Origin of the sequence: Rhizobium fabae (assembly GCF_003985135.1) — a bacterium.
Lineage (GTDB): Bacteria > Pseudomonadota > Alphaproteobacteria > Rhizobiales > Rhizobiaceae > Rhizobium > Rhizobium pisi.
On sequence record NZ_ML133661.1, the window covers coordinates 76633 to 98973 of the forward strand.

Consider the following 22341-nt stretch of genomic DNA (forward strand, 5'->3'; position numbering starts at 1 on the left):
TAGATTGATATCGAGGTTTGCGTTGTCCTGGGGAGGAGCAGATGCAGAACGGTTATCATCAGGCCTATGCGGCCTGGAAACGCGATCCTGAAGCCTTCTGGCGCGAAGCCGCCACCGGCATCGACTGGTTCAAGCCGTCGGAGCGGGTATTTTCGCCCGATGATGGCGTCTATGGCCGCTGGTTCGCAGGGGCCGAGACCAATACCTGCCATAATTGCCTGGACCGGCATGTGACGTCAGGGCGGGGCAACGAGACGGCGATCATCTTCGACAGTGCCATGACTGGTGAGAAGCGCCGTTACACGTACGCCGAAGTGCTCGGTGAAGTGAAGGCCATTGCCGCGGCACTGATCGAGCTCGGCATCGCCACCGGCGACCGCGTGATCCTCTATATGCCGATGGTGCCGCAGGCGGTGTTTTCCATGCTCGCCTGCGCCCGTATCGGCGCGGTTCATTCCGTTGTTTTCGGCGGCTTTGCCGCCAGCGAGCTTGCAGCGCGCATCGACGACAGCCAGGCGAAGCTGGTAATTACGGCGAGCTGCGGGCTCGAGCCCGGGCGCATCGTCGCCTACAAGCCGCTGGTCGACCAGGCAATCGAGGTCGCGCGGGCGAAACCGAAACACTGTCTGGTGCTGCAGCGACCGGAGCTTGGGGCCGATCTCGTCGCCGGCCGCGATCAGGATTTCGAGGCGGCAGTGGCGCGCCATCGCGGCGCCGAAATCGCCTGTGTTTCCGTGAAGGCGACCGATCCCCTCTACATCCTCTATACCTCCGGTACGACAGGCCAGCCGAAGGGCGTCGTGCGCGACAATGGCGGCCATATGGTCGCGCTCAACTGGTCGATGCGGAATATCTACGGCTTGGAGCCGGGCGAGGTCTTCTGGACGGCTTCGGATATCGGCTGGGTCGTTGGGCATTCCTACATCGTCTATGCCCCACTGATTGCAGGCGTGACCACGCTGCTCTTCGAGGGCAAACCTGTGGGCACCCCGGATGCAGGCACGTTCTGGCGGGTCGTTTCGGAATATCACGTGCGCGTGCTCTTCACTGCGCCGACCGCCTTCCGTGCGATCCGGCGGGAGGACGGTGACGGCGAATTGATACGCCAATATCCGATGCCGGATTTCCGCGCACTGTTTCTCGCTGGTGAAAGGGCGGATCCGGAGACGCTGAAATGGGCGGAGCGCATGCTCGGCATACCTGTCATCGATCACTGGTGGCAGACGGAGACTGGCTGGCCGATCGCCGCAAATCCGCTCGGACTCGGCGCCCTTCCGGTCAGGCACGGTTCGCCGGCGCTGCCGATGCCCGGTTACGAGATTGCGGTGCTCGACGATGCCGGCCATCCGATCGAGGCGGGAACGCTCGGCAATATCGTCGTGAAACTACCGCTGCCGCCCGGCTGCCTGCCGACCCTCTGGAAGGCGGACGACCGTTTCCGGTCGGCCTATCTCGACGAGTTTCCCGGTTACTACAAGACGGCCGATGCCGGCTATGTCGACGAGGACGGCTACCTTTTCATCATGTCGCGCACCGACGACATCATCAATTGCGCCGGTCATCGGCTTTCCACGGGAGCGATGGAAGAGGTCTGCGCGCGCCATCCCGATGTCGCAGAATGCGCGGTCATCGGCGTGAATGATCCGCTGAAGGGGCAAGCGCCCTGCGGCTTCCTGGTGCTGAAACGACATGTTTCCCGTGAAACGGCGGCGATCGAATCAGAGGTCGTGGCGATGATTCGCGAATCGATCGGGCCTGTCGCCGCCTTCAAAACGGCCATCACCGTTAACCGATTGCCGAAAACGCGTTCCGGTAAAATCCTGCGCGGTACGATGCAGAAAATTGCCGACGGCATACCCTGGAAAATGCCTGCAACCATTGACGATCCGGCGATTCTCGAGGAGATCGCCGAGGCGCTGCGCAGGCGTGGTTTCGGCTCCCTGCCGATGTGAAATTAAGCTTTCGATAAGCCTAATTGAGAAATTGTTAACTATGTTGCGCAAGGATTCGTTAACGGCGGCAGCTTGCATAGCAGGCTTTGCATGACGCGGTCACCGTTACCGGCTTAGTCCGGAATGCCCCTTTTTCAGATTGTGGAACGGATCATGACAAGCATCCTCACGAACAACGCTGCCATGGCAGCGCTGCAGACTTTGCGCGGTGTAAACGATAGCCTCAAGGACACCCAGGGTCGCGTTTCCTCCGGTTACCGTGTCGAAAAAGCAGCCGACAATGCCGCCTACTGGTCGATTGCAACGACCATGCGCTCCGACAACAAGGCGCTTTCGGCGGTCTCAGATGCCCTCGGCCTCGGCGCGGCCAAGGTCGATACCGCCTATTCGGCCATGAGCAGCGCGATCGATGTCGTCAGCGAAATCAAGGCAAAGATCGTCGCCGCCACGGAAAAGGGCGTCGACAAGACGAAGATCCAGCAGGAAGTCAGCCAGTTACAGCAGCAGCTGCTCAGCATTGCTCAATCGGCTTCCTTCTCCGGCGAAAACTGGGTCGCTGGTGCCTCCGGCACCAAGAGCGTCGTCTCGTCCTTCGTGCGCGACGGCAGCAATGCCGTGTCGGTCAAGATGACCGATTACGTGCTGGATTCAGGAACGCTTGGAAACGTGCTCTTCGGCATGACGTCCACCGGCGCGATCGAGACCACGAGCGGTATCATCGGTACGGCCTTCAACGGAACCTATGGCGGCGTCGCTATTGTCATGCCGTCGATCTATGCTCTCGACATCAGCACTTTCACCCAAGGTCAGCTCGATGGAGCCTTGACCGGCGTCGAGCTGGTTTTCGGTGCCATGACTGCGGCCGGTTCGGCTCTCGGTTCGATCTCGACCCGCATCCAGCTGCAGGAAACCTTCGTCAGCGGCCTTCACGATTCGATCGATTCAGGCGTCGGTCGCCTGGTCGATGCCGATATGGAAGAGGAATCGAGCAAGCTTTCAGCGCTGCAGACACAGCAGCAGCTCGCCATCCAGTCGCTCTCGATCGCCAACAGTTCCGCACAGAACATCCTCACCCTGTTCCGTAGCTGACGCGAGCAGGCAACCCCAACAAAAAACCCCGCCGGTTCGGCGGGGTTTTGATGAGACAGCTGATAAATCTCAGATCTCAGTACTGATCGTCTTCTTCTTCGTCCTTCGGGGCCGAGCGAAGCGAGCTCAGCTTGCGGAAGACGGCGTCGGCGTCGATTTCCTTTTCTTTTTCCTCTTCGCGCTCGTAGCTCGGGGTCAGGCGTTCGGTCTCCTGCGCCGATTGCAGCGTCGCGCCGAGCTCGGCAGCGGTCGGCAGCGGACGACCCTTAGCAGCCTTTTCCACTTCCATATCGAGATCGATCTGGCTGCAGAGGCCGAGCGTGACCGGATCCATCGGCGCCAGGTTGGCGGAATTCCAATGGGTGCGCTCGCGGATCTGCTCGATCGTCGATTTCGTCGTGCCGACGAGGCGGGAAATCTGCGCGTCCTTCAGTTCCGGATGGTTGCGGACGAGCCAGAGAATGGCGTTCGGGCGGTCCTGGCGCTTGGAAACCGGCGTATAACGCGGGCCGCGGCGCTTGGATTCCGGCACGCGCACCTTCGGCTCGGAAAGCTTCAGCTTGTGGTTCGGGTTGGCTTCAGCGCGGGCAATCTCGTCGCGCGAGAGCTGTCCTGTCGAGATCGGGTCGAGGCCCTTAATGCCCTGCGCCGCTTCACCGTCTGCGATCGCCTTGACTTCGAGCGGATGCAGTTTGCAGAACTGCGCAATCTGATCGAAAGACAGTGCCGTGTTGTCGACGAGCCAGATGGCGGTCGCCTTCGGCATGAGCAGTGTTTGAGCCATGGATATAGTCCTTCTATCGTCCGCGCCGGTCGCGGTCCGTGGATTGTCACCACAATGTCCGGGAAATATGCCGCTATATAACCGTACTGTCGCAGAATTGCAATTCTTCCGAAATCAAATGACCTTCGTCTAATTGCCGTGACGATGCGACCTGCTATGAATTGCCCTGATTTGAATTCGGGCCTCATAGATCGCTTGGCCCGTCGCGTGTCCCATGAGGAGGAGTTCCATGTCGGAGAAGATTTATCCGGTGCAGAAGCCGGTGAAGGCGCGTGCCCTGATCGATAAGGAGAAGTACCTGAAATGGTACGAGGAAAGCGTCGAGAACCCGGACAAGTTCTGGGGCAAGCACGGCAAGCGGATCGACTGGTTCAAGCCCTATACCAAAGTCAAGAATACGTCCTTTACCGGCAAGGTCTCGATCAAGTGGTTCGAGGACGGCCAGACGAACGTCTCCTATAATTGCATCGACCGCCATCTGAAAACCAATGGCGACCAAGTGGCGATCATCTGGGAAGGCGACAACCCTTATGTCGACAAGAAGATCACCTACAACGAGCTCTACGAGCATGTCTGCCGGATGGCGAACGTCCTGAAGAAGCACGGCGTCAAGAAGGGCGATCGCGTTACCATCTACATGCCGATGATCCCGGAAGCGGCCTATGCGATGCTCGCCTGCGCCCGCATCGGCGCGGTGCATTCGGTCGTCTTCGGCGGCTTCTCGCCCGAGGCGCTGGCGGGGCGCATCGTCGACTGCGAATCCACTTTCGTCATCACCTGCGATGAAGGGGTGCGCGGCGGCAAGCCGGTGCCGTTGAAGGACAATACCGATACTGCAATTCATATTGCGGCACGGCAGCATGTGATCGTGGACAAGGTTCTGGTCGTGCGCCGCACCGGCGGCAAGACCGGCTGGGCGCCCGGCCGCGATCTCTGGCATCATCAGGAGGTCGCCAGCGTGAAGGCGGAATGCCCGCCGGTGAAGATGAAGGCGGAAGATCCGCTGTTCATTCTCTATACATCAGGCTCGACCGGCAAGCCGAAGGGCGTGCTGCACACGACGGGCGGTTACCTCGTCTACGCCTCGATGACGCATGAATATGTCTTCGACTACCATCATGGCGACGTCTACTGGTGCACGGCCGATGTCGGCTGGGTCACCGGCCACTCCTATATCGTCTATGGGCCGCTTGCGAATTGCGCAACGACGCTGATGTTCGAGGGCGTGCCGAATTTCCCGGATCAGGGCCGGTTCTGGGAAGTCATCGACAAGCACAATGTCAACATCTTCTATACGGCGCCGACGGCGATCCGCTCGCTGATGGGCGCCGGCGACGAATTCGTCACGCGGTCTTCGCGGTCTTCGCTGCGTCTGCTCGGCACGGTCGGCGAGCCGATCAATCCGGAGGCGTGGGAGTGGTATTACAATGTCGTTGGCGACAAGCGCTGCCCCGTCATCGATACCTGGTGGCAGACGGAAACCGGCGGTCACATGATCACGCCGCTGCCGGGTGCTACCGATCTGAAGCCGGGCTCGGCGACGACGCCGTTCTTCGGGGTCAAGCCGCAACTTGTCGACAATGAGGGCAAGGTGCTCGAAGGCCCTGCCGACGGCAATCTCTGCATCACGGACAGCTGGCCGGGGCAGATGCGCACGGTCTACGGCGATCACGAGCGCTTCATCCAGACCTATTTCTCCACCTACAAAGGGAAATATTTCACCGGCGACGGCTGCCGGCGCGATGCGGACGGCTATTACTGGATCACCGGCCGCGTCGACGACGTGCTCAACGTCTCGGGCCACCGGCTCGGCACGGCGGAAGTGGAGTCCGCGCTCGTCTCGCACAGCCTCGTTTCGGAAGCCGCAGTCGTTGGCTATCCGCATCCGATCAAGGGCCAGGGCATCTATTGCTACGTGACGCTGATGGCCGGCCACGACGGCTCCGACACACTGCGTCAGGACCTCGTGAAACATGTCCGCGCCGAAATCGGCCCGATCGCCGCGCCCGACAAGATCCAGTTCGCGCCCGGCCTGCCGAAGACCCGCTCCGGCAAGATCATGCGCCGCATCCTGCGTAAGATCGCCGAGGACGATTTCGGCGCGCTTGGCGATACGTCGACGCTTGCCGATCCGGCCGTGGTCGACGATCTGATCGCCAACCGGCAGAACAAGGCGACCGCCTGACGGATCGAGCCGCTCCTCTCCAGGGCGGCTCATTTCTCTCCCACGTATAGGATGGGGACGCTTGCGTCGGCCTTCGTTGTTAATCTTGACTTAGAAATCGATCGCCCGGCCATTGATTTCGTAATCGCCGAAGCGTGCGGGCTCGGCTCCGCCGCGACCGCCGATCTCCGGGGCCAGCTCCATGGGCTTCTGGTTTCTTCGCCGCTCTTCGGCTTCGGCAAGGGCACGTTTGGCAGCCGGGGACAGCATCTTGCGCGGTGGCTCCGATCCCTCGGCTGCCGGGATTTCGCTGTTGTCGTTGTCGGCTTCCTGCATTGGTTTCTCCTGCCGGAAAACATTGAAAATGGCCGGTGAATAACCAAATCATAATGCGCCGGCGCTGCGATTAAAAGCTTGCGACGCCGAAATCGGAGATGGAGATCCGCAATGAACCTCGTTCGCACTGCCATGTTGCTTGCCTTCATGACGGCGCTTTTCATGTTTGTCGGCTTCCTGATCGGCGGCCGGGCCGGCATGATGATTGCATTCCTCATTGCAGCCGGCATGAATTTCTTCTCCTACTGGAACTCCGATCGCATGGTGCTTTCGGCCTATCGCGCGCAGGAGGTCGATGAGCGCAACGCGCCGGAATTTTTCCGCATCGTGCGCGATCTCGCCCGCAATGCCGGCCTGCCGATGCCGAAGATCTATCTCTACGACAGCCCGCAGCCGAATGCTTTTGCCACCGGCCGCAACCCCGAAAACGCGGCCGTCGCCGCGTCGACAGGTCTGCTCAGGGCATTGTCTCCCGAGGAAGTCGCCGGCGTGATGGCGCATGAGCTTGCCCACATCCAGAACCGCGACACGCTGACCATGACGATCACGGCAACGCTTGCCGGTGCCATCTCGATGCTCGGCAACTTCGCCTTCTTCTTCGGCGGCAACCGCGAGAACAACAACAATCCGCTCGGCTTCGTCGGCGTCCTCGTGGCGATGATCGTGGCACCGCTCGCCGCCATGCTGGTTCAGATGGCGATCAGCCGCACGCGCGAATATTCGGCCGACCGCCGCGGCGCCGAGATCTGCGGCAATCCTCTCTGGCTCGCTTCGGCGCTCGGCAAGATCGCCCGTGGCGCGTCCCATGTGCCGAACGAGGATGCAGAGCGCAATCCGGCGACGGCGCATATGTTCATCATCAATCCGCTTTCCGGCGAGCGCATGGACAATCTGTTTTCCACGCATCCAAACACGGAAAACCGCATCGCCGCGCTGCAGGAGATGGCGCAGGGCGGCATGAATGTCTCGACGGGACCGGTCCGTGCTGCTAATCCCTCGCGCAAATCGCGCTCTGTTCCGAATACGGGTCGCGGTGGTTCGCAACCGCCAAAAGGTCCGTGGTCTTGAATTCAGACGGCACGAAAAAGCCATTCCGCAAGCAGAAAACCCCCGCTCCCCGATCGGCGCCCGATAAGCCCGGCCTGCAGGCGCGGGCCGCGGCGGCGAAAATCCTCGCTGCCGTCGTCGACCGCAAGCTGCCGCTGGACGGCGCTCTCGATCATGAACACGGCAATCCTGCCTACAAAGCGCTTGGCGAAGGCGATCGGGCGCTTGTCCGCGCCATCCTGAACACGACGCTGCGCCATCTGCCGCGCATCGACGCGGCAATCGCCTCGCTGCTCGATTCGCCGCTGCCGGAGGGCGCGCGGGCGCTGCAACATGTTCTCGCGATCGGCGCCGCGCAGATCCTTTATCTCGACGTGCCCGATCATTCGGCCGTCGATCTTGCCGTCGAGCAGGCCAATCAGGATCCGCGCAATCGCCGTTTTGCCAAGCTGGTCAATGCCATCCTCCGCCGTCTCGGCCGCGAGAAGGATAAGGTGCTGGAAGAGATCGGCGGGGTTGCGCCGATGCCGGCCTGGTTCATCGCAAGGCTGGAAAAGGCCTATGGTCGGGAGACGGCGCTGGCAATTTCGGAATCTCAGCTCGAACCGGCCGCGATCGACCTGACCGTCAAATCCGATCCCGAAGGCTGGGCGAAACGGCTGAACGGCGTAGCCCTGCCTACGGGCGGCGTGCGGCTCGCCGCCTTCGACGGCGGCATTCCCTCACTCGAAGGCTTCGACGAGGGAGCGTGGTGGGTGCAGGACGCTGCGGCCAGCATTCCGGCAAAGCTTTTCGGTGATCTCTCCGGCAAACGTGCCGCCGATCTCTGCGCCGCGCCTGGCGGCAAGACGGCGCAGCTGGTCCTTGCCGGCGCCGCGGTGACCGCGCTTGATCAATCGGAAAGCCGGCTGAAGCGGTTGCGGTCGAATCTCGACCGGCTCGGCCTCGAGGCGGAGACGATCGCGGCGGACCTGACGAAATTCGAGCCGGCGGAGCGCTTCGATGCGATCCTGCTCGATGCCCCCTGCTCTTCCACCGGCACCACACGACGCCATCCGGACGTGCTTTGGACCAAAGGACCCGAGGATATCGCCAGGCTGGCGGCGCTGCAGGAACGGTTGCTGCGTCATGCGCTGACATTGCTGAAGCCGGGCGGCACGCTGGTTTTCTCCAATTGTTCGCTCGATCCCGCCGAAGGCGAAGAGGTCGTCGCCCGTGTTCTCTCCGATACGCATGGGGTCGAGCGCCTTCCGATCTCTGCAGGAGATTGGCCAGGCCTTGAAGCGGCGATCACGCCGCTTGGCGAATTCCGCACGCTTCCGACCATGCTGAAGATGCACAACGGCATCGCCTCCGGTCTCGATGGCTTTTATGCAGCGGTGCTGCGGCGGACAGTTTAACGGCAGGTCAGAGCGCGTCGCGGCGAACCTGCACCAGCAGGTCGCTTCCAATTCTCATGTCGGTAAGCGGCCTCTCAAAATCCCTGCAGAATTTGGGATGACACAGTTTAATTTGCGTATATTCGAACGTTGTCACGAATTAATTCATTGTGGGCGATGAAATCGGCCGCTTTTCACCTATTCTTAACCACGAGGGTCAATAGACAATAGAATATGCAGTCCGGTCGGCGTTTTGCGAGCATGTATGTTCGGGAGGCTTGGCGGCGCGCCTTGCGCCGCGTCGCGTTGCTGCGCCTGAAGCTCTTCCGTCATTCGACCAAGGCACCGGAGCGCCTGATTGTCGCGCCGACCGATCTTCGCAGCATCGATCCGCATGTGGCAGACGAGATCCTCAACGGACGTTTTCTGTTGGCCGGGCGGATGCTCGAAACCAACGGGAAATCGCCTTTCACCTTCACCCTGCCCTCTCGCCCGTTCGCGACCCGCCTTCATAGTTTCGGCTGGTTGCGGCACATGCGGGCGAACAAGACGGAGCGCAGCTCGGCCGCCGCCCGGGCGATCGTCGACAGCTGGCTTTCCATCCACGCCGGCCGCATGGAGGGGATTGCCTGGGAAATCGATGTGACGGCCCAGCGCGTCATCGCCTGGCTGTCGCATTCGCCTGTCGTGCTGCAGAACGCCGATCGCGGATTTTATCGCCGCTTCATGAAATCGCTGGCGTTCCAGGTCCGGTTCCTGCATCGCATGGCGCCGTTCACCCTCGGCGGCCTGGAACTGTTTCGGCTGCGCATCGCGCTCGCCATGGCTTCCGTTGCCATGCCGACCCGCGCATCCACGCTCAAACGGGCGGCCCAAGCGCTTGACCGCGAATTCGATAGCCAGATTCTCCCGGACGGCGGGCATATCTCGCGCAATCCGCGCGTCGGCCTGGAATTGCTGCTCGATCTGCTGCCGCTGAGGCAGACCTATGTCAATCTCGGCCATGACCTGCCGCAGAAGCTGATCTCCGGCATCGATCGCATGTATCCGGCGTTACGGTTCTTTCGCCACCAGGACGGGGATCTGGCGCTCTTCAACGGGGCGACTTCCACGCTCGCAAACGAGCTGATGTCCGTGCTGCGATATGACGAGACCGCCGGCCAGCCGTTCAAGGCTCTGCCGCAATCGCGCTATCAGCGGCTTGCCGGGGGAAAGACGGTGATCATTGCCGATACCGGAACGCCGCCTTCGGGAGGCGCGCGGCGCACTGCGCATGCCGGCAGCCTCTCTTTCGAGATGTCGTCCGGCCGCCATCGCTTCATCGTCAATTCGGGCTCGCCGAAATTTGCCGGGTATCGTTATGTCCAGATGGCGCGCACCACGGCGGCGCATTCGACCGTCATTCTCAACGACACCTCATCCACCCGTTTTTCGCCCTCGCCCTTCCTCGGTCACGCGGTCACCGAGCCGGTCAAGACTGTCACCGTCGAGCGTGCCGAAACCGAGGACGGACGTGACGGCATCAAGCTCAGCCATGACGGATATCTCAGGGTGTTCGGGGTGCTGCATGAACGCGAGCTGACCCTCAATGCGGCAGGCTCGATCGTGACGGGCCGTGATCGGCTCGTCGTCCGGGAAGGATATGAAAGTGACGAGCCCCTGAAGGCTGTCGCCCGTTTTCATATCCATCCCTCGATCGCCCTGCATCAGAGTGACGGGGAATCGGTGATGCTGACGGCGCCGGACGGTGAAAGCTGGTTGTTTTCCGCGCCCGGCAATGAAGTGCTGATTACCGAGGACATCTTCTTTGCCGACAGCTCCGGCATTTGCGGTTCGGACCAGATCGAGATCGACTTCGATCTCGCGGAGAAGACGGAAATCCGTTGGTTCCTGTCCCGCAGGGGCTAGATACGGATGATTTTAGGTCGGCCGGCCACAATCTGAATCCACATTTTAAATCAATGAAATGGAGTATAATGACGCCCGAAAGCCACGCACGGTTTTCGGCATCGTCCCTTCACACCTGTTTGCGCGGCGGCAAAGCTGTGCTAACGCGGCGCCAGCATGCGGACGTCCTTTTGCGGATGTCTCCCGAAGCCCGAACGGAGAAGGTTTCATGGCCGTCATTTCCAAGAAGATCCCCGCCCCCGACAAGGTCGAAATCAAGACCGCGCTCCTCTCCGTCTTCGACAAGACCGGAATTGTCGAGCTCGCCCGCACATTGTCCGCAAGAGGCGTGCGGCTGCTGTCGACCGGCGGCACCTACAAGGCGATCGCGGCTGCCGGCCTTGCCGTCACCGATGTCTCTGAGATCACCGGCTTTCCCGAAATCATGGACGGGCGCGTCAAGACGCTGCATCCGACCGTGCATGGCGGTCTTCTGGCGATTCGCGACGATGGCGAGCACCAGGAGGCGATGAAGAAGCATGGCATCGAGGCGATCGACCTCGCCGTCATCAACCTTTATCCTTTCGAAGAAGTGCGCGCGGCCGGCGGCGATTATCCGACGACCGTCGAGAATATCGACATCGGCGGCCCGGCAATGATCCGCGCGTCGGCCAAGAATCATGCCTATGTGACGATCCTGACTGATCCGGCTGACTATGCCGAGTTCCTGGAGCAGCTTTCTGCGGATGCCGGCAAGACCGTCTATACCTTCCGCCAGCGTATGGCCGCCAAGGCCTATGCCCGCACCGCTGCCTATGACGCTGTGATTTCCAACTGGTTTGCCGAGGCGCTGTCGATCGACACGCCGCGCCATCGCGTCATCGGCGGCGTGCTGAAGGAAGAGATGCGCTACGGTGAAAACCCGCACCAGAAGGCGGCCTTCTACCTGACCGGCGAGAAGCGGCCGGGCGTTTCGACGGCCGCCCTTCTCCAGGGCAAGCAGCTCTCCTACAACAATATCAACGATACCGACGCTGCTTATGAGCTCGTCGCCGAGTTCCTGCCGGAGAAGGCTCCGGCCTGCGCCATCATCAAGCATGCCAACCCCTGCGGTGTCGCTACCGGATCGAGCCTGGTCGAAGCCTATCGGCGGGCCCTCGCCTGCGATTCCGTTTCGGCCTTCGGGGGCATCATCGCGCTGAACCGGACGCTCGATGCCGAAACGGCCGAGGAGATCGTCAAGCTCTTCACCGAGGTGATCATCGCACCTGATGTGACCGAGGAGGCAAAGGCAATCGTCGCCCGCAAGCCGAACCTGCGGCTGCTGTCTGCTGGCGGCCTGCCGGATCCGCGCATCGCAGGTTTGACAGCCAAGACCGTTTCCGGCGGCCTGCTTGTGCAGAGCCGTGACAACGGCATGGTCGAGGATCTGGAGCTCAAGGTCGTCACCAAGCGCGCGCCGACGGCGCAGGAGCTTGATGACATGAAGTTTGCCTTCAAGGTCGGCAAGCATGTGAAATCGAATGCCGTGGTCTATGCCAAGGACGGCCAGACCGCCGGCATCGGCGCCGGTCAGATGAGCCGGGTCGATTCCGCCCGCATCGCGGCTCTGAAGGCTGAAGAGGCCGCCAAGGCGCTCGGCCTTATGGTCCCAATGACGCGTGGTTCGGCGGTTGCCTCCGAAGCCTTTCTGCCTTTTGCCGACGGTCTTCTGTCGATGATTGCAGCAGGAGCCACGGCGGTCATCCAGCCGGGCGGCTCGATGCGCGACCAGGAGGTCATCGATGCCGCCAACGAACATGGGGTGGCGATGGTCTTCACCGGCATGCGCCATTTCCGGCACTGATCGGGCGCAGGCCACCCGCGTTATCCGGCCCGGGCAGGGCTTATCCCTATGCCCGATCGGCTGGATAGGGCGTGCGGATCAGGAGCACCAGTCCGCTGGCGAGGAACAGGATCAGCGTTGCCATTCCGAGGCGCGGCGATCCGCTCATATAGGTCACCAGCGAGAAGAACAGCGTCGCCATGAAACTCGTGGCGCGCCCAGAAAGCGCGTAGATGCCGAAATAGCGGCCGGCTTCCTCCACGCTGACGCTGCGGGCAAGATAGGAGCGCGACGACGCCTGCACCGGCCCGAAGGCGAGCCCGATCAGCAGGCCGTAAAGAATATAGGCCTTCTCCGCCGCGGTGCCGAATAAGCCGCCGGAATCCGCCGTCGGCAGCGGCATCAGGCCGAAGAGCGTGTAACCCGGTCCTGTCGAAATGATGCCGACGGTAGCGAGAAGCAGCATGGTCAGGCTGATGACGACGGTCGCCTTCGATCCGACACCCTTGTCGATGCGGCCGGCGACCAGGCAGCCGAGGATTGCGACGACGTTCAGGATGATGCCGTAAATGCCGATCTCGATCGTCGCCCAGCCAAACATGCCGGCGGCGAAAACGCCGCCAAGGATCAGCAGGCCGTTGACGCCGTCCTGGTAGATCATGCGGGCGATGAGGAATTTCAGGATGCTGCGGCGCTCCTTGAGTTCATCGAGCGTGTTTCTGAGTTCCCGCAGGCCGGAGCGGACGGCGGTTCCGAAAGGAAGGCCTCTGCCGACATCCGGCGTGAAGAAGAACATCGGCAGGATGAAGATCAGATACCAGACGGCCGAGATCGGCCCGGTGATGCGCGCATCCTCGCCCGCCTGCGGATCGAGGCCGAAAAGCGGATCGAGGCCGAGGATGGTCTTGCCGGTCTCGGGGCTTGCTGCCAAAAGCGTCACGACTGATATGAGTACGATCATGCCGCCGAGATAACCGAGCCCCCAGGCCGTGTTGGAGAGCTTGCCGATCTCTTCCTTGGGGACAAGGCGCGGCATCATCGAATCGTTGAAGACGATCGAAAACTCCGCCGAGATCGAGGCGAGGATCATGAAGATCGCGGGATAGAGAACCGGCGAGCCGGGCGCTGCGAACCACAGGCAGAAAAGGCTCGCGATCTTGATGATGGCGAAGAAACCGATCCAGGGCTTGCGGGAGCCGGACTGGTCGGCGATCGAGCCGAGAACGGGCGAGAGCAGGGCGATGATCACCGAGGAGATCGTCGCCATGTTGCTCCACGTCGTCTGGGCGGAAACCGGGTCGGCGGTCAGGCGCGAGACGAAATAAGGCCCGAAGATGAAGGTGGTGACCACAGTGAAAAAGGGCTGGGCCGCCCAGTCGAAGAACATCCACCCCCAGATGCCCTTCTCCGTGGCCTTTGGCGGCTGCGTTCCTGTCCAGTCAATGCGATTCAACATCCGCTCCTTTTTCGCGGACTGTCTCACCTCACCCGGTCGCGCGCAAGATCGGTCAGAATGCCTGCGGCAACGGTAATGCGCGCAAGATTGGGATCGCCGCCGTCGCTGAGGCTCGAAAGCTCCTCGAGGATGCGGTTGATGCGGATGCGATCCTGGGCATGCCAGGCCTGTACGGGCAGCTTCTCCTTGCCATGGTCGGACAGGGCCGAGATGACGATATCGCGTCTGGCGCTGGCGATCTGGTCGATGCTGCGGGCAAGCGCCAGGTTCTCGTAATGGTCGGAGGTGAGGATCCGTCCGCCTGCCGCCAGCAGCCTGCCGATGCGGAAGGTCTGCGACACCGCGAAATAGTTTTCGGCGGCGCGCACCAGGGGCTCGCCGGTGCGCTCGGCGATCTGCATGATCTCCGGCACCAGGGCGAAGCTCGGCAGGCTGGCGATCTCGGCAGCGAGCTTTTCGGGCACCCCCGCCTGGCTGTATTCCGCCTGGCGGGCAGCGGCATCGGCCGCCGCCTGCTCGGCAAAGGCAGGCTTCAGCTTCTTCAGAGCTGCCTGCAGCCGGCTAATCACCTCAGCCATATCGGCCTTGGTCATGCCGGTCTTCAGCAGCAGGCGCGTCAGTACGATAAAGCTGTGGCTGATCTCCTCGTAGATGCGGTTCTGCATCTCGCCGGAAACCTTGCCGTCGAGGGCGTCCGTTTCGGCCCAGAGCCGGGTCAGGTCGAAACCGTCGCGGGCGACGATCGCCGCGCGCACGACTTCCGGCGCCGAAGCCGCCGTTGCGTCCATCATGGCGACGGTGAAGCTCGGCCCGCCACGGTTGATCGCCTCGTTGGCGAGAACGGTTGCGACGATTTCGCGCTTCAGGCGGTGGCCGGCGATATCGCCGGCGTTCGACTTCTGCATCTTCACGGGGAAATAATTCGAAAGCGTCGTGGTGAAATAGGGATCGTCAGGCAGATCGCTTGCGGCCAGCGCATCGAAGAGCACGATCTTGGCATAGGACACCAGCACGCCGATTTCCGGCCGGGTCAGCGGCTTGCCGGCGGCATAGCGCTCGGCGAGCGTCGCGTCGTCCGGCAGCGTTTCGACCTTGCGGTTCAGCTGTTTGGCGCCTTCGAGAACGGTCATGAAGCGCGCAAGCTCCAGGCCGTTTGCTGTGCCTTTGCGCGCTGTCAGCGAGATGGCCAGCGACTGCAGGTAATTGTTGCGCAGCACGAGGATCGCCACTTCGTCGGTCATCGACGAAAGAAGCTGGTCGCGTTTTGCCCGCGTCAGGCGCCCGTCATGCATGGCGGCCGCCAGCGCGATCTTGATGTTGACCTCGACGTCCGAAGTGTTGACGCCGGCCGAGTTGTCGATGGCGTCGGAATTGCAGCGTCCGCCGTTGAGACCATAGGCGATGCGGCCCTTCTGGGTGACGCCGAGGTTTGCACCCTCGCCGATCACCTTGGCGCCGACCTCCGTCGCGGTAATGCGGATCGGGTCGTTGGCGCGGTCGCCGACTTCGGCGTCGGTTTCGGAGGGAGCCTTCACATAGGTGCCGATGCCGCCGAACCAAAGCAGGTCGACCGGGCTCTTCAGGATCGCCGTTATGATCTCGAAGGGTGTGGCGACTGATTTGTCGATGCCGATCGCGGCAACCGCTTCCGGCGTCAGCGTGACCGATTTCGCCGAGCGGGAAATGATCATCGCGCCTTTTGAAAGCACGCTCTTGTCAAAATCCTGCCAGCTCGAGCGAGGCAGGTTAAAGAGGCGCTGCCGTTCGGCAAGCGTCTTTTCCATATCAGGATCGGGATCGATGATGATGTCGCGGTGATCGAAGGCGGCAATGAGGCGGATCTTGGGAGAGAGCAGCATGCCGTTGCCGAAGACGTCGCCCGACATGTCGCCGACGCCGGCGACGGTGAAGGGTGTCGTCTGGATGTCGATGTCCATTTCGCGGAAATGGCGTTTCACCGTTTCCCAAGCGCCGCGGGCGGTGATGCCCATCTTCTTGTGGTCGTAACCGGCCGAGCCGCCGGAGGCAAAGGCGTCGTCCAGCCAGAAGCCGGCCTCCTGCGCCAGGGCGTTGGCGGTGTCGGAGAAGGTTGCCGTGCCCTTGTCGGCGGCAACGACAAAATAGGGGTCGTCGCCGTCGAGCCTGACCGTATCCTTCGGCGGCACGATACCGGCGCCGGATATGTTGTCGGTGATCGAAAGTAGGGTGCGGATATAAGTCTTGTAGGCTTCGCGGCCGGCATTGAAGATCTCGTCACGGCTGCCACCGACGGGAAGCTTCTTCGGGTAGAAGCCGCCCTTGGCACCGACCGGCACGATAACGGCATTCTTCACCTGCTGGGCCTTAACGAGGCCGAGCACCTCCGTGCGGTAATCTTCGGCCCGATCAGACCAGCGCAGGCCGCCGCGCGCCACCTTGCCGAAGCGCAGATGCACGCCTTCGACTTCGACGCCATAGACGAACATTTCGCGGAAGGGTTTCGGCTCCGGCAGTCCGTCGACCAGGTTCGGATCGAGCTTGAAGGCAAGCATCGGCTTCGGCGAACCGTCGGCGTTCTTCTGGAAATAATTGGTGCGCAGCGTCGCATCGACTACATTGACGTAGCGGCGCAGGATACGGTCGTCGTCGAGGCTCGGGACGTCGGCGAGCGCGGCTTCGATCGTCTGGTGCAGCTCGGAAAGCTTCTTCAAGCGGACCTTTTCCGAAAGCCTGGTGTCGAGCGTGTCATGGAAGAGACGGAATATGGCGGCGGCGATCGCAGGATATTTGTCGAGCGTCGTTGCGATATAATCCTGCGAATAGGCAATGCCGGCCTGGCGGAGATAACGCGCATAGGCGCGCAGCACGTTGGCTTCACGCGCCGAAAGCCCGGCCGACAGGATCAGCCGGTTGAAGCTGTCATTATCGATCGTACCGGCAAAGGCGGCGACGAAAGCTTCCTCAAGGGCGGCGCCGTAACGCTGCAGGTCGATTTCGCCGCCGTTGCGGGCCTCGAGTTCCATATCGTGCAGCACGACGAATTTAGTTTCTCCATCGGCCACCGGCACTCCGATGTCGAAGGTGCGTTCGCTGACGACGTTGAAACCGAGGTTTTCCAGAAGCGGCACGCGGCGCGATAGCGCCAGCTGGCCGCCGGCGTGGAAGATCTTCAGCGACAGGGTTCGGCCCTGCTCTTCCTCGCGATGATAGAACTGGATGCGAAGCGGCTCGTCGGCCGCGCAAGCGCCGATATCGGCGAGGTCGGCCACGGTCTCTTCCGGCGTGAAGGAATCCTGAAAGGCTTGATCGACCGATAGTTTCGGCGCCTTGGGTCCGGCCAGCGCCTCGAAACGATCGTCCCAACGTGCGGTGATTTCCCGGATCGTCTGCTCCAGCTTCGCCTGCGGAATGCGCGGCGTCTTGCCGCCGGAGCGGCCGATGATGAAATGCACGCGCGCCACGCCGCCTTCCGGGAAAGCCGGGTAATAGGCGGAGACACGGCCGTCATAGACGGTCTTCAGATAGGTGCCGATCCGCTCGCGCACGATCGAGTCATACTCCTCGCGCGGCACGTAGACGATCACCGAGACAAAGCGGTCGAAATGGTCGATGCGCGGCAGGGCGCGCACGCGTGGCCGGTCGGCCAGATCGTTGATCTGTTCGGCAAAGCTCGCAAGCAAGGTCGTGTCGATCTGAAAGAGATCGTCGCGCGGATAGGATTCCAGCGTGTTGTCGAGCATGCGACCGGAATGGCTCATCGGGTCGAAGCCGAAATGCTCCTTCACCTTCTCGATCTTGGAACGCAGCAGCGGGATCTCGGAGGCGAGCGACGTATAGGCCGTCGAGGTGAAAAGACCGACGATACGCAGCTCGCCGGTGACGTTGCCGTCGGCATCGAAGCGCTTGACGCCGACATAATCCATATAGGCGCGGCGATGGACGATCGATTTCACGTTCGCCTTGGTGACGATGAGGAAGTCCGGGCCGTCGAGGAAGGCGAGAATCTCGGGCGTCGTCGTCACGGCGTCCTTGCCGGTGCGCAGCACGAGGACGTCGGGGTTGGAGAGGATACCGAGGCCAGCGCCCTTGTCACGCTCGACCTTGGCGTCGGCGCCCTTGCCGGAATAGACATATTCGCGCATGCCGAGGAAGGTGAAATTCTCATCGCGCAGCCAGCTCAGGAAGGCGATCGCCTCGGCGTGTTCGGCCTTCCTGCGGCCGGCGCCATTGGCCGCAAGCTCGGCGATCACGCCATCGAGTTTGGCAAGCATCGGCTTCCAGTCGGAGACCGACAGGCGGACCTGTTCGAGCACGGTCTGTACGCGTTTGATGAGATCGGCGGCCTGGCTGGAATTGAGCGGCGCGATATGAAGCTGGATATGGCTGACGCGCGCGGCCGGATCGCTCGGATGATCGGCGGAATAAAGCGCGGGTGCCTTGCTCTTTTCGATTACCAGGATGGGATGCACGGCCATGAACAGGTCGCGGTAGGTGCTCGTCACCTCACCCATGACCGATTCATAGAGGAAAGGCATGTTTCTGTCGGTGACCGAAAGCACCGAGACGGCGGTGCCGTCAGGCGTGACATCGGCAATGGTGTCGATGCTGACGCGCGGCGCCTTGCCGTTCCAGGCGGCGAGTTCCTTGGCCGAATGCACGGCGGTGAGCGCCAGCATCTCAGGCGTATAGAGTTCGAGATCGTCATTGCTGGCCCGACCGAAGAGAATTTCCGGATCGAGATGGGCCTCGCTTGTCGCCTTGGCGATCTTACGCGCGCTCTCGATCTGCTTTTCTCGTTTCGGATTGTTTCTGGCAGCCATGAATCGCCTCCCGCGATGATCTGATTTTCTGCAAGCTATCAGAAGATTCCTCGAAAAAATCTCTAAAATAGAGGCTTGCAGGATCGTTTTGATACTTTTTGACGTTGAAAATGAGAAATTTTTGAAGATTTTCCGCTTTTATGGCCAAAACGAATGGAAGGTCCTCTTCCGGCATTTCGTTTCGCCACACATTTCCATGCTCGCGTGAAGAATGGTTGACAGCGTGGCGTCAAAAAGATCATCAAACGCCATCATCATTCGGACCTTGATATCATGTCGGAAAATGCAGCGGGCGCAGTCCTCGTCATCTCAAGCCATGTGGTGCGCGGCTCGGTCGGAAACCGGGCGGCCGTCTTTGCGCTGGAGACGCTCGGTCATCCGGTCTGGGCGCTCCCGACCGTCGTGCTGCCCTGGCATCCCGGCCATGGCCGCTCGACGCGGCTGACCTTTGCGGAATCCGATTTCGACGCGGCGATCGACGATCTGATCCGCGCGCCGTGGATCGGCGAAGTCAAGGCGGTGCTGTCCGGCTATTTCGGCAATGCCGCCCAGGCGCGCTCCGTCGCCCGGCTGATCGGTGCGCTCAGACAAGACAATCCTGAATTGCTTTATGTCTGCGATCCGGTCATGGGCGATCTCGGCGGCCTCTACGTGCCGCAAACGACCGCCGAGGCCATTCGCGACCATCTCATCCCACTCGCCTCGCTCGCGACGCCGAACCGCTACGAGCTCGCCTGGCTTTCGGGTGCGGCGCTCGAAGACAACAGCGCGATCATGGAGGCGGCGCTGGCGCTCGGGCCATCGCGCATGCTCGTTACTTCGGCCGTGCCGATGATGGCGGGTGGTACCGGCAATCTTTATCTTTCAGGCCGTCACGCGCTTCTCGCCGAGCACCGCGTCGTCGAAAACCCGCCGAACGGTCTTGGCGACCTGCTCGCCGCCGTCTTCCTGTCGCGCCTGCTGTCCGGTCTCGAGGACGAAAAGGCGCTGCAGCTTGCCACCGCCAGCGTCTTCGAGGTGCTTGCGCGCGCCGTCAAACGCGGCAGCAATGAGTTGATGTTGGCAAGCGATGCTTCCAGTCTCTCGACGCCAATGGCCATGGTGCAGATGCGCCGGCTTGTGCACCCGGCGCAGCGACGGAAAAAATGACGCATTTGCCGATGCATGCATTTTGCAGTGCAACAGTTGATCTTGTCGTTCGTGCGCGCTAATCCAGAAGCATGCAGCGTTTTCCAACACCTCTTCTGGACGGCTATCGCAACTTTATGCACGGGCGTTATGCCGACGCCCGCGACAGGTATCGGCAGCTTGCCGAAAACGGTCAGAGTCCCCACACGCTGGTTATTGCCTGCTCGGACTCGCGTGCAGCACCGGAGCTGATCTTCGATGCCGGCCCGGGTGAGCTCTTCGTCATCCGCAACGTCGCCAACATGGTGCCGCCTTACGAGCCGGACGGTCATTTCCATTCGACGTCGGCGGCGCTCGAATTTGCGGTGCAGGCGCTCAAGGTCTCCGATATCGTCGTGATGGGCCATGGTCGCTGCGGCGGCATTCGCGCAGCGCTCGACCCGAATGCCGAGCCGCTGTCGCCCGGCGATTTCATCGGCCGCTGGATGTCGCTGGTCAAACCTGCCGCCGAGCAGATCCAGAGCAACGACGTGATGACGGCCGCCGAACGGCAGACTGCGCTGGAGCGTGTCTCCATCCGCAATTCGATCAATAATCTCAGAACCTTCCCTGACATCAAGGCGCTCGAGGAAGCGGGAAAAATGCATCTTCACGGCGCCTGGTTCGACATCTCGACCGGTGAACTCTGGGTCATGGATGCCGAGACGCGCGACTTCATTCGTCCCGAAATCTAGGGACGCGCCGCTTTATCACTTTTTTAAGAATTGTTGATAAGCTCGTCGTCAATTGGTTGCGCACGACCGACGTTTTTGCTCACCGTGGCGATTGGCGATGAAGTTCGAAACCATCAAAAGGGTCATCCTGGCGGCTATCATGCTGCCCTTCGTCTTCATGATTATTGAAGGCATCGTCGTTATACGATCCTCGGTCAAGCAATACAGGGATCTCGAGAAGGACCGGCAGTTTGCCGATGTGCTCGCCCGTGGCGGGTCCATCGCCGCCACGGAGATCCTGAGCGAAATCGGCGCTACCCGCCGCTACCTCGCCCATCCCAGCGACCGGACTGCCATCGACATGCAGAGAAGCCGAGTGACGCTCGATGACGAGCGCCGGGCTTTCTATGCCAGCCTACCCTCGCGAGATACGCTCGACGCGGGGCTGGCCGACGAACTGGCGACTCTCAGCCTTGCCTACAGCCGCATCGTCGCCACACGCAGCGCCGTCGACCAGGGTCGCTATGCCCACAGCGATCCCGGTTCCATTTACTGGTTCGCGGCTCTCAAACAACTGGCTATCGTCGATGCGCTTTCACCTTTGATCAGCGATCCGGTGCTGCTGGACAAATCCAACCAGCTGATGGGCATCCTGCTGACCTATTACGGCGAAAGGCTGATCACCATTGTCGGCACCCGTTACCTCGACCAGGGCCTTTCCGCCAGGTTTCCGGTGGAGCTGTTCGTGCAGGGCAAGGTCATGATCGGCGAGGGCATGGAGCATATGGTTTTCCATTCCTCCGCGCCGACTGCGCGTGACATCGTCGCCTATCTCGCTCACGCCAGCCAGGTGAAGGCGAATGCGATCACCGATTCCATCCTTGCCGGATCACGGCCGACACACGCCGTGCGCGACATCTGGGCGGCCGCGCAGAACGAACGGATGGCCTTTCTGCAGCAGAAGATCGTCGAGGCGGCGAGAGACATTCACGAGACCGGTGAAAGCCTTTCGACGCGCTCGCATATTCACCTGACGCTGATTCTTTCGCTGTGCGCCGGTCTGCTCATTCTCGCCACGTTGGTGACGTTGCTGGCGGCAAGGGGCCTGCGCCTGATCGACCGGCTGACGCGGGATCGCGAGATGCTGGTGGGCGAGTTGCGTAATGCCGCCCAAACCGACCTTCTGACCGGCCTTTACAACAGGCGTGGCTTCGAGGTCGCCGCATCGGCGCTTCTCACGCAGGCCGAGCACGGGTCACGCTGGATCTCCGTCGTGCTCTTCGACCTCGATCATTTCAAGAAGATCAACGATATCAACGGCCATGATGCCGGCGACGCCGTGCTGCGGCATGTCGCAAGCGTCGCACGCGAGAATTTCCGGTCCTTCGATCTGCTGGTGCGCCATGGCGGCGAGGAGTTCCTGGCGCTTCTGCCGGATTCGACGCCTGACGACGCCGCTACCGTTGCAGAGTGCGTGCGGCTGGCGATCGAAGCGGCGGAAATCCCTTTGCCGGGCGGCGATCTTATCAAGGTCACGGCGAGCTTCGGATGCGCCGGCCGGGCAAACGAAGCCTTCAACCGGAACTTCGAGGACCTGGTCAAGCGCGCCGACCTGGCGCTTTATGCCGCCAAGGCCTCCGGCCGCAATTGCGTCGTCTCGGGACCGACCGTGCCCGTGATGACGCAGGAGGATCGACGCAAGACGGCATCGGGCGGCGGTTTCGATTCCCGCATATAAAAAACGCCGCATATCGCAGCGGCGTTTCCGGATATCCTTATCGA

The 22341-nt window shown here is 61.6% G+C and carries 14 protein-coding genes; 10 read left to right on the top strand and 4 right to left on the bottom strand.

Features of this window, described 5'->3' with window-relative positions:
- Positions 1–41: 41 nt before the first annotated feature.
- Both EFB14_RS28495 and EFB14_RS28500 read left to right on the top strand, forming a co-directional pair.
- On the top strand, positions 42–1952 hold the full coding sequence (locus EFB14_RS28495) for a propionyl-CoA synthetase (RefSeq protein WP_126829896.1): 1911 nt from the start codon (positions 42–44) through the stop codon (positions 1950–1952).
- Between the two features lie 153 nt (positions 1953–2105).
- A complete protein-coding gene (locus tag EFB14_RS28500) occupies positions 2106–3041 on the top strand; it encodes a flagellin N-terminal helical domain-containing protein (protein WP_126829898.1) in 936 nt (311 codons plus the stop codon).
- Between the two features lie 76 nt (positions 3042–3117).
- Here the strand turns inward: EFB14_RS28500 and EFB14_RS28505 are convergent, their stop codons facing one another.
- Positions 3118–3825, bottom strand: coding sequence for a DUF1013 domain-containing protein (locus EFB14_RS28505; RefSeq protein WP_126829900.1), 708 nt, complete (start codon positions 3823–3825; stop codon positions 3118–3120).
- Between the two features lie 229 nt (positions 3826–4054).
- Between EFB14_RS28505 and acs the strand changes: the two genes are divergently transcribed.
- Positions 4055–6010 (top strand): acetate--CoA ligase, encoded by a 1956-nt coding sequence (gene acs, locus EFB14_RS28510; RefSeq protein ID WP_126829902.1) that lies wholly within the window; start codon positions 4055–4057, stop codon positions 6008–6010.
- 90 nt (positions 6011–6100) lie between these two features.
- Here the strand turns inward: acs and EFB14_RS28515 are convergent, their stop codons facing one another.
- A complete protein-coding gene (locus tag EFB14_RS28515; RefSeq protein WP_126829904.1) occupies positions 6101–6325 on the bottom strand; it encodes a DUF1674 domain-containing protein in 225 nt (74 codons plus the stop codon).
- A gap of 111 nt (positions 6326–6436) precedes the next feature.
- Here EFB14_RS28515 and htpX point away from each other — a divergent pair, with 111 nt between their 5' ends.
- The 4 genes from htpX to purH all read left to right on the top strand — a co-directional run bounded on the left by htpX (position 6437) and on the right by purH (position 12484).
- Positions 6437–7393 carry a zinc metalloprotease HtpX gene (gene htpX / locus EFB14_RS28520; protein ID WP_126829906.1) on the top strand — a complete coding sequence of 319 codons (957 nt, stop codon included), beginning with the start codon at positions 6437–6439 and terminating at the stop codon, positions 7391–7393.
- Positions 7384–8772 (top strand): RsmB/NOP family class I SAM-dependent RNA methyltransferase, encoded by a 1389-nt coding sequence (locus EFB14_RS28525; protein WP_126829908.1) that lies wholly within the window; start codon positions 7384–7386, stop codon positions 8770–8772. Before htpX ends, EFB14_RS28525 begins: the two co-directional genes overlap by 10 nt.
- A 213-nt stretch (positions 8773–8985) precedes the next feature.
- On the top strand, positions 8986–10659 hold the full coding sequence (locus EFB14_RS28530; RefSeq protein ID WP_126829910.1) for a heparinase II/III family protein: 1674 nt from the start codon (positions 8986–8988) through the stop codon (positions 10657–10659).
- A 208-nt stretch (positions 10660–10867) separates the two neighbouring features.
- A complete protein-coding gene (purH, locus tag EFB14_RS28535; protein ID WP_126829912.1) occupies positions 10868–12484 on the top strand; it encodes a bifunctional phosphoribosylaminoimidazolecarboxamide formyltransferase/IMP cyclohydrolase in 1617 nt (538 codons plus the stop codon).
- A gap of 46 nt (positions 12485–12530) precedes the next feature.
- Here the strand turns inward: purH and EFB14_RS28540 are convergent, their stop codons facing one another.
- Both EFB14_RS28540 and EFB14_RS28545 read right to left on the bottom strand, forming a co-directional pair.
- Positions 12531–13919 (bottom strand): MFS transporter, encoded by a 1389-nt coding sequence (locus tag EFB14_RS28540; RefSeq protein ID WP_126829914.1) that lies wholly within the window; start codon positions 13917–13919, stop codon positions 12531–12533.
- 23 nt (positions 13920–13942) lie between these two features.
- Positions 13943–18718 carry an NAD-glutamate dehydrogenase gene (locus EFB14_RS28545; protein WP_126829916.1) on the bottom strand — a complete coding sequence of 1592 codons (4776 nt, stop codon included), beginning with the start codon at positions 18716–18718 and terminating at the stop codon, positions 13943–13945.
- A 273-nt stretch (positions 18719–18991) separates the two neighbouring features.
- Here EFB14_RS28545 and pdxY point away from each other — a divergent pair, with 273 nt between their 5' ends.
- From pdxY to EFB14_RS28565, 3 genes are all read left to right on the top strand, one after another.
- Positions 18992–19867, top strand: coding sequence for a pyridoxal kinase PdxY (gene pdxY, locus EFB14_RS28555; protein ID WP_126829918.1), 876 nt, complete (start codon positions 18992–18994; stop codon positions 19865–19867).
- A gap of 71 nt (positions 19868–19938) precedes the next feature.
- Complete coding sequence (locus tag EFB14_RS28560) at positions 19939–20580, top strand: carbonic anhydrase (RefSeq protein WP_125845888.1); 642 nt, start codon at positions 19939–19941, stop codon at positions 20578–20580.
- A 97-nt stretch (positions 20581–20677) separates the two neighbouring features.
- Positions 20678–22297, top strand: a complete 1620-nt coding sequence (locus EFB14_RS28565; protein ID WP_126829920.1) for a GGDEF domain-containing protein — start codon at positions 20678–20680, stop codon at positions 22295–22297.
- The last annotated feature ends 44 nt before the right edge of the window (positions 22298–22341 follow it).

Bases quoted from the DNA above. Each gene is read 5' to 3' on its own strand.
- EFB14_RS28540 (WP_126829914.1), bottom strand. From the start codon at position 13,919: ATGTTGAATCGCATTGACTGGACAGGAACGCAGCCGCCAAAGGCCACG.
- EFB14_RS28505 (WP_126829900.1), bottom strand. From the start codon at position 3,825: ATGGCTCAAACACTGCTCATGCCGAAGGCGACCGCCATCTGGCTCGTC.
- EFB14_RS28500 (WP_126829898.1), top strand. From the start codon at position 2,106: ATGACAAGCATCCTCACGAACAACGCTGCCATGGCAGCGCTGCAGACT.
- EFB14_RS28495 (WP_126829896.1), top strand. From the start codon at position 42: ATGCAGAACGGTTATCATCAGGCCTATGCGGCCTGGAAACGCGATCCT.
- EFB14_RS28545 (WP_126829916.1), bottom strand. From the start codon at position 18,718: ATGGCTGCCAGAAACAATCCGAAACGAGAAAAGCAGATCGAGAGCGCG.
- acs (WP_126829902.1), top strand. From the start codon at position 4,055: ATGTCGGAGAAGATTTATCCGGTGCAGAAGCCGGTGAAGGCGCGTGCC.
- EFB14_RS28560 (WP_125845888.1), top strand. From the start codon at position 19,939: ATGCAGCGTTTTCCAACACCTCTTCTGGACGGCTATCGCAACTTTATG.
- EFB14_RS28530 (WP_126829910.1), top strand. From the start codon at position 8,986: ATGCAGTCCGGTCGGCGTTTTGCGAGCATGTATGTTCGGGAGGCTTGG.
- purH (WP_126829912.1), top strand. From the start codon at position 10,868: ATGGCCGTCATTTCCAAGAAGATCCCCGCCCCCGACAAGGTCGAAATC.
- EFB14_RS28515 (WP_126829904.1), bottom strand. From the start codon at position 6,325: ATGCAGGAAGCCGACAACGACAACAGCGAAATCCCGGCAGCCGAGGGA.
- pdxY (WP_126829918.1), top strand. From the start codon at position 18,992: ATGTCGGAAAATGCAGCGGGCGCAGTCCTCGTCATCTCAAGCCATGTG.
- EFB14_RS28565 (WP_126829920.1), top strand. From the start codon at position 20,678: ATGAAGTTCGAAACCATCAAAAGGGTCATCCTGGCGGCTATCATGCTG.
- htpX (WP_126829906.1), top strand. From the start codon at position 6,437: ATGAACCTCGTTCGCACTGCCATGTTGCTTGCCTTCATGACGGCGCTT.